This is a genomic window from Nonomuraea sp. NPDC049486 (assembly GCF_040676925.1).
Lineage (GTDB): Bacteria > Actinomycetota > Actinomycetes > Streptosporangiales > Streptosporangiaceae > Nonomuraea > Nonomuraea ferruginea.
This window is the reverse complement of sequence record NZ_JBFAPV010000017.1, coordinates 163676-178176: the sequence shown is the minus strand read 5'-3', so window position 1 is coordinate 178176 and position 14501 is coordinate 163676. Positions and strand designations below refer to the sequence as shown.

Annotated in this window: 15 protein-coding genes and 1 pseudogene; 12 read left to right on the top strand and 4 right to left on the bottom strand. The window is 70.7% G+C overall.

Translation table 11 applies throughout. The features are described from left to right. Window positions 1-99: 99 nt before the first annotated feature. Window positions 100-597: a transcriptional regulator gene (locus AB0K05_RS37420; RefSeq protein ID WP_219551633.1), complete on the top strand. Its 498-nt coding sequence runs from the start codon at window positions 100-102 to the stop codon at window positions 595-597. Then, a complete protein-coding gene (locus AB0K05_RS37415; protein WP_364235723.1) occupies window positions 594-1490 on the top strand; it encodes an SAM-dependent methyltransferase in 897 nt (298 codons plus the stop codon). The genes AB0K05_RS37420 and AB0K05_RS37415 overlap by 4 nt, the downstream gene beginning before the upstream one ends. A gap of 238 nt (window positions 1491-1728) precedes the next feature. On the opposite strand, the gene AB0K05_RS37410 is transcribed toward AB0K05_RS37415, so the two are convergent. Then, window positions 1729-2340: a methyltransferase domain-containing protein gene (locus AB0K05_RS37410; RefSeq protein ID WP_364235721.1), complete on the bottom strand. Its 612-nt coding sequence runs from the start codon at window positions 2338-2340 to the stop codon at window positions 1729-1731. Between the two features lie 334 nt (window positions 2341-2674). Here AB0K05_RS37410 and AB0K05_RS37405 point away from each other — a divergent pair, with 334 nt between their 5' ends. The 7 genes from AB0K05_RS37405 (at window position 2675) to AB0K05_RS37375 (ending at window position 10044) form a co-directional block, all read left to right on the top strand. Then, window positions 2675-3334, top strand: a complete 660-nt coding sequence (locus AB0K05_RS37405) for a glycosyltransferase family 2 protein (RefSeq protein WP_364235718.1) — start codon at window positions 2675-2677, stop codon at window positions 3332-3334. A gap of 1 nt (window position 3335) precedes the next feature. Beyond that, window positions 3336-3986, top strand: coding sequence for a TIGR04282 family arsenosugar biosynthesis glycosyltransferase (locus tag AB0K05_RS37400; RefSeq protein WP_148030823.1), 651 nt, complete (start codon window positions 3336-3338; stop codon window positions 3984-3986). Continuing rightward, window positions 3986-4999, top strand: coding sequence for an NAD-dependent epimerase/dehydratase family protein (locus AB0K05_RS37395; protein ID WP_148030824.1), 1014 nt, complete (start codon window positions 3986-3988; stop codon window positions 4997-4999). The genes AB0K05_RS37400 and AB0K05_RS37395 overlap by 1 nt, the downstream gene beginning before the upstream one ends. Continuing rightward, window positions 4996-6390: a glycosyltransferase 87 family protein gene (locus tag AB0K05_RS37390; protein WP_364235714.1), complete on the top strand. Its 1395-nt coding sequence runs from the start codon at window positions 4996-4998 to the stop codon at window positions 6388-6390. The genes AB0K05_RS37395 and AB0K05_RS37390 overlap by 4 nt, the downstream gene beginning before the upstream one ends. Before the next feature lie 89 nt (window positions 6391-6479). Next, window positions 6480-7814: a molybdopterin-dependent oxidoreductase gene (locus tag AB0K05_RS37385; protein ID WP_261808471.1), complete on the top strand. Its 1335-nt coding sequence runs from the start codon at window positions 6480-6482 to the stop codon at window positions 7812-7814. Next, a complete protein-coding gene (locus AB0K05_RS37380) occupies window positions 7811-8320 on the top strand; it encodes a hypothetical protein (protein ID WP_364235712.1) in 510 nt (169 codons plus the stop codon). The genes AB0K05_RS37385 and AB0K05_RS37380 overlap by 4 nt, the downstream gene beginning before the upstream one ends. After that, window positions 8317-10044, top strand: a complete 1728-nt coding sequence (locus tag AB0K05_RS37375; RefSeq protein ID WP_271277049.1) for a glycoside hydrolase family 15 protein — start codon at window positions 8317-8319, stop codon at window positions 10042-10044. Before AB0K05_RS37380 ends, AB0K05_RS37375 begins: the two co-directional genes overlap by 4 nt. 138 nt (window positions 10045-10182) lie before the next feature. Here AB0K05_RS37375 and AB0K05_RS37370 read toward each other — a convergent pair. Then, window positions 10183-10341 (bottom strand): annotated as a pseudogene (locus AB0K05_RS37370) (IS5/IS1182 family transposase); the annotation flags it as partial. Between the two features lie 7 nt (window positions 10342-10348). Here AB0K05_RS37370 and AB0K05_RS37365 point away from each other — a divergent pair. Continuing rightward, on the top strand, window positions 10349-10945 hold the full coding sequence (locus tag AB0K05_RS37365) for a hypothetical protein (RefSeq protein WP_271277048.1): 597 nt from the start codon (window positions 10349-10351) through the stop codon (window positions 10943-10945). A gap of 57 nt (window positions 10946-11002) precedes the next feature. Here AB0K05_RS37365 and AB0K05_RS37360 read toward each other — a convergent pair whose 3' ends face one another. Next, window positions 11003-12325, bottom strand: coding sequence for a DUF2254 domain-containing protein (locus tag AB0K05_RS37360; protein WP_364235708.1), 1323 nt, complete (start codon window positions 12323-12325; stop codon window positions 11003-11005). Between the two features lie 259 nt (window positions 12326-12584). Next, a complete protein-coding gene (locus AB0K05_RS37355) occupies window positions 12585-13049 on the bottom strand; it encodes a universal stress protein (protein ID WP_271277046.1) in 465 nt (154 codons plus the stop codon). A gap of 152 nt (window positions 13050-13201) precedes the next feature. Between AB0K05_RS37355 and AB0K05_RS37350 the strand changes: the two genes are divergently transcribed. Together AB0K05_RS37350 and AB0K05_RS37345 are read left to right on the top strand one after the other, a co-directional pair. Then, the gene (locus tag AB0K05_RS37350; protein WP_271277045.1) at window positions 13202-13837 is read left to right on the top strand and encodes a TetR family transcriptional regulator C-terminal domain-containing protein; all 636 of its coding nucleotides are present in this window, start codon (window positions 13202-13204) and stop codon (window positions 13835-13837) included. Continuing rightward, the gene (locus tag AB0K05_RS37345; RefSeq protein ID WP_271277044.1) at window positions 13815-14342 is read left to right on the top strand and encodes a nitroreductase family deazaflavin-dependent oxidoreductase; all 528 of its coding nucleotides are present in this window, start codon (window positions 13815-13817) and stop codon (window positions 14340-14342) included. Before AB0K05_RS37350 ends, AB0K05_RS37345 begins: the two co-directional genes overlap by 23 nt. The last annotated feature ends 159 nt before the right edge of the window (window positions 14343-14501 follow it).

Here is a 14501-nt window from a genome sequence, read left to right as displayed (position 1 = left end):
CCAGACTTCCCGGCTCACCACAGCACCCCAGCTGGGCGCATCCTTGATCAATGCAGGTATTTTAGCTCATACTGAAATAGCTGCAAGAGGAGAGGATGCATGACCAGCCGACGGGATCAGCAGGTGGAGTGGGCGGAACGGATCGCCATGTATCTCGCGCGTGACGGCGTGCCGCCGATCGCCGGCCGAGTGCTGGGCTGGCTGATGATCTGCGATCCGGCCGAGCAGTCAGCGGGGCAGATCAGCGAGGCCATCGGCGCCAGCCGCGCCTCCCTGACCTCCAACCTGCGGCTGCTGACCAGCATGGGATTCCTCGCCTGGCGAACCCGGCCGGGTGAGCGGACCGTCTACTACCGGATGGCCGAGGACGCCTGGTCGATCGTGGTGCAACGGCAGATCGCCTCGATCGCCGCGTTCTTGGACATCACCCGGGACGGACTGGCGCTGGCCGGCCAGGAGGAGGGCCCGGAGGAGCGGTCCGCCCGGGTGCGACAGGCGCACGCCATGTTCGAGTGGATGGCCAAGGTGTTCGACGACGCCCCGCCGCCGCCCTCGCAACCGGACCGTTCAGAGGGATTGCGGAGGGATGACGCATGACACGACGGCCCGCAGCGGCGCAGACGGCGCTCGGCCCCATGGTGATCGCCGCCGTCGAGCAGTACGAGCCGCCCGGCCGGCGGCTGATCGAGGACGGGCTGGTGGCCGGGCTCCTGCCGGTGGCCGCGCGCGCTGCCGTGCGGGCGTGCCGGTGGAAGGCCGTGCGCGCGTGGATGGCCGGCGCGTCCGACCGGCGCGCGCCGGGGGTGTGGGGCGGCGTGCTGTGCCGCAAGCGGTACGCCGATGACAAGGTCGCCGAAGCCTTCGGCGCCGGGATCGAGCAGTTGGTGGTGCTCGGGGCCGGGTTGGACACCCGGGCCTGCCGGCTGACGCCGCCGGGCGGGCGGGCCTATGAGCTGGACCTGCCGGTGAACGTGGCCGGCAAGCGGCAGGGGCTGCGGGCGCTGCCCGGCGGCGTGCCGGAACAAGTGCGGCTCATCGAGGTCGACTTCGAGACCGCCGAGCTGGCCGACGTACTGGCCACGGCGCTGGCCGTACATGGCTTTGAGGCCGACCGGCCGGCGGTGTTCGTGTGGGAGGCGGTCACGCAGTACCTGAGCGAGGAGGCCGTGCACGCCGCCTTGGCGTTTCTGTCCCGGGCGGCCCCGGGAAGCCGTCTGCTGTTCACCTACGTGCTGGCCGACTTCCTGCACAGCGGTGGCCACGGGGCGGCGGCGCTGCATGAGGAGTTCGTGACGAAGCGGCGGGTGTGGCGGTTCGGCCTGGCTCCGGACGAGGTGGGCGCTCTGCTGGGACGCTATGGCTGGATCGAGCGGGAGCAGGTCGGCAGCGCCGAATACCGGCACCGCTACCTGGCGCCGGCCGTGGAGCTGGCCGGGCGGGAGCTGACGGTGTCGGATCTCGAGCGCTTCGTCGAGGCCGTGAAGCCGTAGCCGCCGCCCAGGTCACGCAGCAGCAGGCGCAACTCCAGGGACGGCGCGAGCTGGATCAGCGTTCGTAAGACCGCCCCCGGACCGGTTCAGTCTCGGCCGGCCGCCCCTCGATGAGCGTCGCCGATGCGGGCCTGGCTCTCTCTCGTGCGCTGGGCCGCCTTCTCCGCGCGCAGCAGGCTGGCGGTCACCTTTGGGCACCCCGTCGTCGGCCGGGCGCGGGGCCGCGCGGCCGGACGGGTCATGAGAGGGATGCGAACCATCGCCCCGCCGCGTTCCAGCGTTCGACGGTGGGGAACCCGGATCGCCTGGCAAGGGCGGCGATATCGTCGATCGAGACGGTCGCCCAGGTGAACCAGTCGCCCGTACGCCCGGCCTGGCGCAGCCGTACGGTCTGGACCTTGCTCGGTGACCTCGGTGGTGAGAGCTCGGCGATCACTGTGCCTCCTGGCCTGACCAGCTCGCGCATGCGCCGGAGGAGGGCTGCCGGGTCGCCGCCGATGCCGATGTTGCCGTCGGCCAGGAGCGCCTCGGCCCACCGCCCGGTTCCTGGAAGGGGCTCGAAGACGCACGTGCGCAGCGCCAGACCGCCGGCGCGGCGGGTCAGCTCCACGGCCAACGGCGCGATGTCGATGCCCATGGCGGGAATCCCCATCCGGGTGAGCGCAACGGTCAGTCTTCCGGGTCCCGAACCGACATCGAGCGTGGGGCCGCCGCATCGGGCCAGAATGTGCTCGTCGCCCTCGTTGTACCGGAGCCAGCGCTCGGCGGAGAGCGGTCGTATCAGGCCGTCGGAATATTCGATTTCTACGTCTCCGCCTTTGAGACAGTCTTCATAGAAAGCGCCGATCACGCGGCTTTTCCCCAGTGGAGGACGACGTTCGCACGGCTACCGATGATCACGCTGCAGACACTACCCCGACGGGTCGGAGCCGATCCTTACGAGGCTGTTACGGGCACGAGGCCACGACCGTCGGGCAAAAGTGCGTCCAACATGCCCTCGATGGAAAGCCAAAATATGACAGATTAGGACACGTCGCATGTCCTGCCAGGGCACGGGGCCCAGCGGCCCAAACCGCGAGGCCGACCATGAAACTGTGTTTCCGCGGACCCGAGCCGGTCATTTCTCGGAACGACGTCATCCTTTCGTAAGAAGAACGGCGCTGTCGCCGCGTTAGCGTCGGCCCATGGAGATCGACGTGGTTCTGCCCTGTCTGAATGAGGAGGCGGCCCTGCCCTGGGTGCTCGGGCGGATGCCGTCCGGCTTCCGCCCGATCGTGGTCGACAACGGTTCGACCGACGGATCCGCGAGAGTCGCGACGGAGTTCGGCGCGATGGTGGTGGCCGAGCCCCGGCCCGGATTCGGCGCCGCGTGCCACGCGGGGCTGACGGCCGCGACGGCGGACGTGGTGTGCTTCATGGACGCCGATGCGTCCCTCGATCCTGGGCAGTTGCCGCGCGTCGCCGGCCCGGTCCGGGCGGGTGAGGCCGATCTTGTCCTCGGTCGCCGCGTCCTTGGACCGGGCGCCTCCTGGCCGGTGCACGCCCGGCTCGGCAACGCCGTGCTGGCTCGCGAGCTGCGCCGCCGTACCGGCGCAGACCTGCACGACCTGGGGCCGATGCGGGCGTGCGGACGCGCCGCCCTGTCGGCCCTGGAACTGGTGGACCGGCGGTTCGGCTACCCCCTGGAGATGGTGCTGCGCGCCGGTGCGGCCGGCTGGCGGATCGCCGAGGTCGAGGTGGACTATCTGGCCCGTACGGGGAGGTCGAAGGTGACCGGTACGGTGCGCGGCACGCTACGGACGATCGGTGACATGCGCCGGGTCATGGCAGACAGGGCGGTATGACGTGAGTTCGCACCATGCCGACGGCGCGCAACTCCTGGTGATCGCCAAGGAGCCCGTACCCGGGAGAGTGAAGACCCGCCTGACCCCGCCCTGCACGCCGCGCGAGGCCGCGGCACTGGCCGGCGCCGCCCTGGAGGATACGCTGCGGACGGTCGCCCGGGTTCCGGTGGCCCGCCGCGTGATCGCTCTCGACGGGTCTCCCGGGGCGTGGCTGCCCACTGGGTTCACGGTCGTCCCGCAGCGCGGCGACGGCCTGGACGAACGGCTCGCCGCCGCGTTCGACGACGCCCACCGGCTCTCGCCCACCCCGATCGTGCTCATCGGCATGGATACCCCGCAGGTGACCGCCGGCCTGCTGGCCGACGCCGTGTCGTTGCTCGGCGCCCACGACGCGGTGTTCGGCCCCGCGACGGACGGCGGGTTCTGGCTGCTCGGGCTGCGCGCCCCCGACCCCGATCTGCTGCTCGGTGTGCCGATGTCCGAGCCGATCACGGGAGAGATCCAGTTGAACAGACTGACCGAGGCAGGGATGAGCGTCGCCTGCCTGCCCTGCCTGACCGACGTGGACACCATGGCGGACGCGATCGAGGTGGCGGCGCTGGCTCCCCACTCCCGCTTCGCCGCCGCGCTCGCCGGGACGGCGGTGTCGTGATGACCCCTTCTCGCGAGGCGAAGGTGCTGGTCACCGGCGCGGCCGGGTTCATCGGAAGCCATGTGGCGGAGGCGCTGGAAGCGGCCGGGCACGAGGTGATCCGTCTCGACCTCAGGACCGGCGACGACGTGCGCGACGGCGCCGCGCTCGACCGGTCGATGACAGGGGCCGACGTCGTCGTGCACCAGGCGGCCAAGGTCGGGCTCGGCGTGAACGTGGCCGACCTGCCGGACTACGCCTCGGTCAACGTGTACGGCACGGCCGTGCTGCTCGCCGCGATGGCCCGGCACGAGATCGGGCGGCTGGTACTGGCCTCCTCGATGGTGGTCTACGGCGAGGGCGCCTACGACTGCCCGGGTCATGGCAGGGTACGGCCCGCGCCGCGTTCCGCCGCCGCTCTGGCACGCGGGCACTTCGAACCTCGTTGCCCCCGGTGCGACTCGGAGGTGGTCCACGCCACCATCGATGAGAACGCGCCGACGGATCCCCGCAACGCGTACGCCACCAGCAAACTGGCGCAGGAGCATCTGGCCGCCAACTGGGCGCGCGAGACCGGCGGCACGGCCGTCGCGTTGCGATACCACAACGTGTACGGGCCGCGGATGCCACGGGACACGCCGTACTCCGGGGTGGCGGCGATCTTCAGATCCGCGTTGGAGGCCGGTCGAGCACCCAGGGTGTTCGAGGACGGCGGGCAACTGCGGGATTTCGTCCACGTCCGCGATGTCGCCCGCGCGAACGTCGCCGCGCTCTCCGGCGGCCGGCCCGGCCTGCTGGACGCGTTCAACATCGCCAGCGGGGAGCCGCGCAGTATCGGCGACCTGGCGGCGGCACTGGCCGGTCAGCGTGGCGGGCCGGAGCCGGTGACGACGGGGGAGTACCGCTTGGGTGACGTCCGGCACATCGTGGCAGCTCCGCACAAGGCGGGCGCGGAGCTCGGCTTCCACGCCCGGATCGGGTTCGACGAGGGAATGAAGGAGTTCGCCACCGCACCCCTGGCCTGCCCGGCGTGATCCGCCGCACGGCGGGAACGGCCGTCCTGCTGGTCGCCCTGGCCGGGACGCTCGCGTGGGCGATCGGCCAGGACGCCGTTCCGGCGGACCGCCGCGGCCTGTTCTGGCCGTACGCGCTGGCGTGGGCGTTCTTCTACGCGGCCATATGGGCTGTGCGCGGGCTGCCGACACGCCAGGCGACGTGCCTGCTGATCGCCGGTGGGATCGCCGTGACCGCCACCGGCCTCCTCTCGCCGCCCGCCACCAGCACCGACTCCTACCGTTACGCCTGGGACGGACGGGTGCAGGCCGCGGGCGTCTCGCCCTACGATCACACACCGGCCGAGGCGGCGCTGGCGCGGCTGCGCGACCGCTGGCTCTTCCCCAGCGGCGATGGCTGCGAGGGGCCCGATCGTTACCCGATCCCCTCCGGAGACACGGTCGCGTCGTGCACGCGGATCAACCGTCCCGGCGTGCACACGATCTATCCGCCGCTGGCGGAGGCGTACTTCCTGCTGGTGCACGGGCTCTCTCCCGAAGGGGCACGGCACAAGCCGTTGCAGGTCGGCGGTGCGCTCCTGGCGCTCGCGACCTCAGCCGTGTTGCTGATCGCGCTCGGCCGGCGGGCCGGCACCCGGGGTAACGCTCCGGCGTACACCGCCTGCTACGCGTGGTGTCCCGCCGTCCCGCTCGAACTGGTGAACAACGCCCACGTCGACGGGCTCGGCGTCCTGCTCACCGTCATCGCGCTGACCACGGTGAACAGGCACAGGGTCCTCGGCGGCACGCTGCTCGGCGCGGCGGCCGCGGCCAAGCTGCTGCCCGCCGTCACCGCCCCCGGAGCGCTCTCCGGGGTCCTCGCGGCAGACGGAAGGACGCCGGCGCGCCGGATGCTCGACACTCTGGCCGTCCTCGGCCCCGCCGCCCTCGTCGTGGCGCTCGCCTATCTGCCGTACGCGCTCGCCTCGCGCGGCTCGGTACTCGGATACTTCTTCGGGTACCTGACCGAGGAGGGTTACGACGATGCCGGCAGCAGGGACCGGTATGCGTTGCTGCGACTGGTCCTTCCCGACTCGTGGGCGTTGCCCGCGGCCCTGGTCATCGTCGGGATCGCGATCTTCCACGTCCTCCGCCACGGTGACGCGGACCGGCCGTGGCAGGGCGCGCTGGTGGTGACCGGGGTGGGGTTCCTCGTGTTCACACCCGGCTATTCCTGGTACGCGGTGCTGGTCGTCGCGCTGGTCGCCCTCGACGGCCGGTGGGAGTGGCTCGGCGTCCCGCTGGCGAGCGGCGCGGCGTACCTGGGCACCGGCTCGGGGACCGTCGCCTACGCCCTTGCCGCGCTGGCGGTGGCCGCAGGGGTGGTCGTACGCGTGGTCCGTCCCTCACCGGCAGCACGGCGGACGGCCTGATATTGCCGAATGGGTGCGAGGGCGTGGCATTGGAAAGACCGCTTCCGGTAAGGAGACCGGACAGTCGACGTGGGATTTCGGGGGGATCGGTGCCGGATGTGTGGCGCGGCGCGAAAGCCGGCAAGAAGGGCCGCCTGGCCGCGCGCCTCAAGGGGTGGAGCGGGCCGCCCGGGCCGTTCCGGCCGGAGTTCTGGCGCAGTCCGCTCCGCGGCCCCTGGCTGACCTCGGTGCTCGGACTGGTCCTGCTGGCCGGGATCACCCTCGTCGCGATCACCGGGCTGGTGTCGTACGCCGCGTACGAGCCCCGGCTGCCGGGCAACGACACGACCCCCGGCAGGGGACTGCTGGGCTTCTATCTGTTCGACTGGCCCACGGACCCCGTCTGGTTGTACCGGGTCACCCAGGGCGTGCACGTCGTCGGCGGGTTGACCCTGGTGCCGATCCTGCTGGCCAAGCTGTGGTCGGTGATCCCCAAGCTGTTCTCCTGGCCGCCCGCCCGCTCCGTCGCGGAGGCCGTCGAACGGGCCAGCCTGCTGCTCCTGGTCGGCGGCGCGGTCTTCCAGTTCGTGACCGGAATCCTCAACATCCAGCTCTTCTACGTCTTCCCGTTCTCCTTCTACCCGGCCCACTTCTACGGCGCATGGATCTTCCTGGCCGCCTTCGTCGTCCACGTCGTCATCAAGCTGCCCCGCGTCATCCACACCCTGCGGACGTACGGCCTGCGCGACCACCTGCGCAGCTCTGTGGCGGACACCCGCCCGGAGCCGCCGGACCCCGATGGCCTGGTCGCCGTCGACCCGGCGCCCCCCACGATGTCCAGACGCGGCCTGCTGGCCTTCGCCGGCGGCGGTTCGCTGATCATGTTCGGCCTGTCCGTCGGCCAGTGCATCGACGGGCCGCTGCGCCGTACCGCGCTGCTCGCTCCTCATGGGCGCCTCTACGGTCCTGGCCCCAACGATTTCCAGGTCAACAAGACGGCGGCGAGCCTCGGCGTGACAGCAGCTCAGACCGGCGCGTCCTGGCGGCTGGCACTCGTCGGACCACAGCGGGTGCACCTCTTCCGTGAAGACCTGCTGGCGATGCCGCTGTACACCTACGCCTTGCCGATCGCCTGTGTGGAAGGCTGGTCGACCGTCCAGACCTGGACCGGTGTACGGCTGGCCGACCTCGCCCGCCTCGCTGGGATCCGGGCCGGCTCGACAGGTGTCACCACCAGTTCTCTGCAACGCGGGGGCTATTTCGGTCGGGCCTCGCTCAGCGGCGCGCAGGTCGCCGACCCGCGCTCGCTGCTGGCGCTGCGGGTCAACGGCGCCGACCTGTCTCTCGACCACGGCTATCCGGCGCGGGTCATCGTCCCCAACGCCCCCGGCGTGCACAACACGAAGTGGGTGCGCGAGCTCGACTTCATCCAGGAGCGATCGTGAACGGCCACAGCCGGTGGGCCAGGACCTACGGCGCTCCGCCGTGGCACCTGCTCGTCCTCGCCCTCTGTTTCCTGGTCGCCGGCTACGCCGCCACCCGGGTGGTCGAGGTGGGGATCTGGCGGGGCTTTCTGGTGTGGCTCGTGGGGGCCGTCGTCCTCCACGATCTGGTGCTGTTCCCTCTCTACTCCGCCGCTGACCTCGCCGCACGGTCTGCCGCTGCCCGTACCCGTCGCCGTCGTACGACTGCTCGGCGCAGGCCACGGCCGGCGGGGCGGCGGCCGGCTCCGGTCAACTACCTGCGCGTGCCGGCCGCGTTCTCCCTCCTGCTGCTGGTGGTGTGGTCCCCACTCATCCTGCGCGGCGCCGAGCCCAACTACAGGGCGGCGGTCGGTTTGAGTACCCTCCCTTACCTCCACCGATGGATCCTGGTCACCCTGGTGTTCTTCGCCGTCTCGGCACTGCTCCACGTGCTGCGACGCCTGGACGTGGGGCGGGCCGGACATTGAGTGCCCGGCCGATCGGCGACTACGCGATGCTGTCGGACTGCCGGTCCGCCGCGCTGGTCACGTCCGACGGTTCTGTCGACTGGCTGTGCCTGCCGCGTTTCGACAGTCCGGCGCTCTTCGCCCGGCTGCTGGACGAAGAGGCCGGATTCTGGACGATCCGGCCGACATGTCCGGCCGAGGTGACCCGTCGGTACGTCGAGGACACCCTTGTGCTGGAGACCACGTTCCGGACGCGCGACGGCACCTTGGTGCTCTTGGACGCGCTCGCGCTGGGTCGTGGCGAACGCGCCCACGCGCTGGGCACGTCTTCCCCTGGCCTGCTCCTCCGTCGGCTCGCCTGCACCGAAGGGCGAGTGCCGGTGGAGATCGTGTACGCGCCCCGGCCCGAGTTCGGGCTCGTCCGCCCGCTGATGCAACCGGTCCGCGGCGGCCTGATCGCCCGTGGGGGCTCCGACGTGCTCACCCTGTCCAGTCCGGTGGAGTTCCGTACCAGCGGCTCGGTCGCGGACGCCGCTCTCACCCTGCGCGCGGGACAGAACGTGGGCCTGGCCCTGCAGACCGACCGGGCCTGGGCGCCCGACCCGCCGCGCCGTACCTCCCGGGCCGTCGCGCGCCGGATCCGCGACACCGTCGCGGGATGGCGCTCCTGGTCACGCGGGCACGGCGACTACGAGGGCCCCTGGCGCCGGCAGGTCAACCACAGCGGCCGGGTTCTGCGCGCGATGACCTACGCCCCGACGGGGGCCATCGTGGCCGCGGCCACGACCTCCCTGCCGGAGAGCATCGGCGGGGAGCGCAACTGGGACTACCGCTACACCTGGGTCCGCGATGCCAGCTTCACCCTGCACGCCCTGAACACGGCCACCTGCGAGGAGGAAGAAACCGCCTTCTTCACCTTCCTGTCCCGCGCCTGCGCGACCCAGGTCGACGCGGACCCGGACCTGCAGATCATGTACGGCATCGGCGGCGAGCGCGACCTGAGCGAACGGCAGCTGTCGCATCTGCGGGGATGGCGTGACAGCGCCCCCGTACGGGTCGGCAACGACGCCTGGCGCCAGCGCCAACTCGATGTGTACGGCGAACTGCTCGATGCCGCCCACCAGACCTACCGGGACATCGGCCCGTTCGACCCCCTCACGCGCTCGCTGCTGATCGGAGTGGCCGAGACCGCCGCGCGCCGCTGGCAGGAGCCGGATCAGAGTCTGTGGGAGGTCCGTGGCCCCAGCCGGCACTTCACGCACTCCAAGCTGATGTGCTGGGTGGGACTCAACAGAGCGATCACCTTGGCCCCCGTGCTGGGGGCCGCCTCCCGGGTCGCCGACTGGACGCGCGTCCGGGACGAGATCCACGCCGCGATCCTGACCCACGGATGGAACGAGCAGGCGGGTGCCTTCACCCAGACGTTCGGTGGCACCCATGTTGACGCCGCCACCCTGATGATGCCTCTGGTCGGATTCCTGCCGCCGGACGACCCGAGAATCCGCTCCACCGTGCAGGCTGTCGCCACCCGGCTGACCGACGCGAGAGGGCTGGTGTACCGCTACCGTTCCGCCGACGGGCTGGCGGGCCAGGAGGGCCCGTTCCTGCTGTGCACCTTCTGGCTCGCCCACAAGGCGATCGGCAACTACCCTCAGGCCCTCAGCCACATCGGCCTGATCAACGCAGCCCGCGCCATCGGGGACGCCCGGCGCTCCTCGGACCGAGCGCCTTGCGGGGGCTCTTGAAGCAATACCCGGCGGCCTGCTTGTCCCAGGGCGGCCATCGCTTGCCTTGGGCGGACCGCCGGGGCCGCTTGTCGGAGGAGCGGGGTGTCTGGCAGGAGGCGTGCTGTAAGTGGGTGTTTGATCCTGGGGTTCTGCCGGCAGGGTCTCGTAGTCGCGCGCCAGGCGGCGGTGGTGCATGAGCCAGCCGAGTGTCCGCTCGGCGACCCAGCGGCGGGGCAGGACGGCGAATCCTCTGGTTGCGGGGCGGCGGTGGACGACTTCGACGTCGATGCCGAGGGCTGCGGCGCCTTCGATCACCGTGCGCGTGACCTTGACCGACGGCACCGAGGAGGAAGGTGATCTGCTGATCGGCGCGGACGGCCTGCACTCGGCCACCCGCGCCCTGCTGTTCGGCCCGGAAGAGGACTTCCTGCTCGATCTGGAGCACAAGGTCGCCGTCTACATGCTCGACAAGCGCCCTGCCTCCATCGCCACCGGCGCCACCGGCACCCTGTCCTCCGGCGGCCGCATCGCCGCGGTCATCAGCATCCCCGACAGCCGCATCGTCGCCTTCTTCGGCTACCGCGCCGACCACGCCCGCCCAGGCGAGGACGTGACCACCGAACTGCGGCCTGAGCTGCCGGGATGGGCATCGGCGCCGATGCCTTGGCCTGCATGCTCGTGGTGTCGAGGGCTGCGGCAGGAGGAGTGCTGCGGCATCGCCGCAGTGCTCCTGGCCGGCGCCGCCATGCCGTCCCAGCCGCAGCGCCGTCTGACCTCGGACGCGCTCGCCGACGCCATACGCCTGGCCGCCACCCACACCAGGATGGCGGCCGCAGCCGACGGCCCGCGCGCCGGATCCGCCGCACGAGGCCTCCCGGAGGACATCCTCAGCCTGGCCGGAGAGTCACGGAGCCGGTAGGCGAGATCGATCGGTCGCCGCCCCGCCACCGTCGCGGCGCTTCAGGGAGGAGCATGTTCACGACGGAATCCACGCGGGTGCCCAGCGGCCGGTCAGTGCCTGTTCGACCTGATTGGACAGCATGTCGAAACGCGCCATCTCCCTCGATCCGAATCGTTGCTCGGCGGCTTGGGCGCGCAGGACCTCCAGCTGATGGGTGATTGCCGGGCGCTGGTCGGCGGAAACGTGCCAGGCGAGGTCACGCAGCAGGGAGAACATCTGGGCCAGGACGGTGGAGTCGTGAGCGCCGTAGTGGAGGGGTTGCACCAGCGTCATCGTGAGCAAGTCGGCGATGTTCGGCTGATACAGCATGACCCGTACGTCGCCCCGCTCGTCACGCAGCGGCCGTGGTCCGAGCTGACGGCCTGCCAGCTCGCACAGGACGATCGACACATGGCCCAGGGCGTGGACGGCCGTGGTGGGATCGTTGATCCCCGGCGACAGCGCCTTGACGGCCACGTCGATGAGCTGCCGCAGCCCGTACGTCACGTCTTGAGCCGCGGTGCGTTCGGGCCCCGTGCTTATCGCCCTGGAGACTTGCCGGGTGAGCCGGAGTTCGACATCGGTGTCGAACGATCCCGCGGCACGCGGCCAGCCGGCTCCCAGCGGGGTTCCTGCGACCAGCAGACTGCCCGGACAGCAGTCGATGAGCAGGACGGCGTCGGCCTCCACCGCCGCGGACAGCAGTGAGCTCTCATCCATCCTCAGCACGAAACCGGAGGCCCCAGCGCGCAGGGGCAACGTGTCAGGAGGCGGCGACACGGGTGTCACATCCAGCGACGTGGAACTCCGCGGCGGAAGGCCCCGGCGGATGGTCTCGTTCGCCTCGGCGTGCACCTTGAGCAACGTCGTTTCCGCCCGCAACTCCCGGGCCAGGTGCGCGAGAAACAGCACGAGGGCGAGAACGCTGACCAGAGCCAGGACGAATCCCGTGGTCACCGCTATCTGGGGCACGAAGATGTCTCTTGACTCGCCGGGGGATCGGATCGTGCGCAACACGGTGAGGGCATAGGTGAAGGTGGCCAGGAACAGCGCCAGGGTGGACTGGACGACCCGGTCCCGGGTGAACGTGCGTAGGAGGCGCGGCGAAAACTGACTGCTCGCGAGTTGCAGGGCCACCACCGTCATGGAGAAGGTCAGCGACGTCACCGTGATGAGAGAGCCGGCGATGGCGCCCAGCACTGCCCGGGCCGCGCTGGCACCCCCGCCGAACAGGTAGGGCGCCGCCCACGAGGGGACGTCGGGTCCCAGCCTTGCATCCAGTCGGGGTAGTCCCACTCCAAGACCCAGAGCAAGACCCACGCCGAGGGAGGGCAGCAGCCAGAGCTGGGTGCGCAGCATGTCTCCCAGGACAGCCAGCCTGCCCCGAAGATCGGATGGCCCCATCGTCTATCCCGTTCCTTGGACGATCGTCCGCAGACTCCGCTTTGATCACCTGGCCGGTGTTCGCCACGCCACACATGACCGTTTTGGCGGTTGAACGGTAGCGATGTCGCGGTCGGCGAGATGGAGGAGTTCACTCCCTGACCCGAGAAGCACCCCGATCCCCGTTTCCTGTCTGACGCCGCGGCATGCCTTGAATACCCTGCGTGCGCCGTTCCTACCGTTCGCTTCCAGTGGGGCTGACCGCGTCGGGCGGGTGCCGGAACACGACGACCGGACACGGTGCGTGGTGCACGCAGTGCAGGGCCACCGATCCCAGCAGCGTGCCGATGACCGGCCCGTGCCCCCGGTTGCCCACGACGAGCAGAGAGGCGTCACGCGCGGCGTCGATCAGCACCGTGGCGGGATGGCCTTCGAACACCTGGAGGGTGACCGGTACGGACATGGAATCGCCCAGGACCTCGTCCGCCACCTGCTCCAGGAGTTTGCGCGCCGCACCGGCGAAGTCCGCATCGGAGAAGTCCACGGAGTAGCCATAGCTGGTTGGAAGGCGCCAGGCGTGGATGACGTGGAGTTCGGCTCTGGTCAGTTCGGCCTGGCGTGCCGCCCAGCGCAGAGCATCCTTGCTGGTGTCCGAGCCGTCCACTCCCACCAGGACGAAGGGTGCAGGAAGGTTCGCCATGGAGAGACCTCCTCACTGCTCTCACTCCATCATCGCTCGCTCTGTCCTGGGGACGCTGACCGGGAGGTCGGGGCGCTGATGGAGGTCGGGCGCCTGTCCACCAAAGGGGGACGGGGGGTGAATGGCCGAGAGGTGAGTGGTATCTTGGCCACATGGCCAAGTTGGTCGACCGACCAAGTTCCGCCCGCGGGGACCGCCGCCGGGAGCAGCTTGTCGACGCTGGTGTCGCGCTCCTGTGCGAAGGAGGCTGGCCGGCCGTCACCACGCGCGCCGTGGCCGAGCGGGCCATGACCAAACCGGGCCTGATTCATTACCACTTCGGGGGCCTGCCGGGATTGCGGACGGCGATCGCCCGCAGGGCCGGTGAACTGATCATCGGCCCGCTCCTGGACGAGTTGCTCGCCGCCGAGGACGACCGGCAGGCGCTCACGGTCGTCCAACGGCTCACCTCCGAGACCGCCGGTGACGAACGGATGATCCGGATGGGCGTCGAGCTCATCGCGGGGGCGATGCGCGACCCCGCGCTCGGCGAGGTGCTGCGGGACGAGCTGCGGCGGGCGCGTGAGCGGCTCGGGCGGCGGCTGGGTGAGCTGCATCCGGACTGGTCGACGGGGCGTCGCTCCGGCGCGGCCACCCTGGTCGCCGCGTTGATCGACGGACTGATGCTCCACCGCATGCTCGACCCCGGCCTGGACACCGGCGAGGCGATGGCGGCCGTCGAGGACCTGCTGAGCCCTCAATCGGAAACAGTCAGGAAGGAACAGCATGGACATCGTGGAGAGGCCTGATCCGCCGTCGGGGCTGCGGCGCACGTTGTGGCGGCTGCCCATTCACCTGTACCGGCTGGGGCTGGGCCGGCTGCTGGGGAGCAGGGTGATGCTGCTCATCCATGTCGGCCGCGTCTCGGGAAAGCCCCGCCAGGCCGTCATCGAGGTCGTGGAGCGCGACGGGCGCGGCTACGTGGCGGCCTCAGGCTTCGGCCCGCGCGCCGACTGGTACAGGAACATCACGAAGACACCGGAGGTCGTCCTCCAGGTGGGCGGCAGAACCTTCCCCGCCGTCGCCCGGCTGCTGCCTGCTGAGGAGGGTGGTGAGATCATGGCTCGGTACGCGCCACGCCATCAGGCCGCCGCCCGCCGGCTCTGCGCCATCATGGGCTTCGCAGTGGACGGCAGCGTGGAGGATTACCTCGAGGTCGGGCGGCAGATTCCCTTCGTACGCTTCGTGCCGCAGGCCATGCCCGCTGCGGCTGCGGCGGGAGCGCGAGCCGGCCAACGTCAGGCTGGTCACTGAGGCCGCCCAGCGCGTGCTGCTGCGGCCGGTGCCCCGCAGGGCGGCCGACCTCCGCAGCGGCCGAAGCCTGGATCGGGGGAGACCTGTACGAGGTCGTCACCGCCCCGCACGGGGTGCGCCTGCTCGTCGGAGACGTCCAGGGCAAGGCCTGGAGGCGGT

Excerpts from the sequence above, each read along its gene's own strand:
- AB0K05_RS37345 (WP_271277044.1), top strand. The coding sequence starts at position 13,815 with ATGGACATCGTGGAGAGGCCTGATCCGCCGTCGGGGCTGCGGCGCACG.
- AB0K05_RS37355 (WP_271277046.1), bottom strand. The coding sequence starts at position 13,049 with ATGGCGAACCTTCCTGCACCCTTCGTCCTGGTGGGAGTGGACGGCTCG.
- AB0K05_RS37415 (WP_364235723.1), top strand. The coding sequence starts at position 594 with ATGACACGACGGCCCGCAGCGGCGCAGACGGCGCTCGGCCCCATGGTG.
- AB0K05_RS37395 (WP_148030824.1), top strand. The coding sequence starts at position 3,986 with ATGACCCCTTCTCGCGAGGCGAAGGTGCTGGTCACCGGCGCGGCCGGG.
- AB0K05_RS37360 (WP_364235708.1), bottom strand. The coding sequence starts at position 12,325 with ATGCTGCGCACCCAGCTCTGGCTGCTGCCCTCCCTCGGCGTGGGTCTT.
- AB0K05_RS37350 (WP_271277045.1), top strand. The coding sequence starts at position 13,202 with ATGGCCAAGTTGGTCGACCGACCAAGTTCCGCCCGCGGGGACCGCCGC.
- AB0K05_RS37420 (WP_219551633.1), top strand. The coding sequence starts at position 100 with ATGACCAGCCGACGGGATCAGCAGGTGGAGTGGGCGGAACGGATCGCC.
- AB0K05_RS37405 (WP_364235718.1), top strand. The coding sequence starts at position 2,675 with ATGGAGATCGACGTGGTTCTGCCCTGTCTGAATGAGGAGGCGGCCCTG.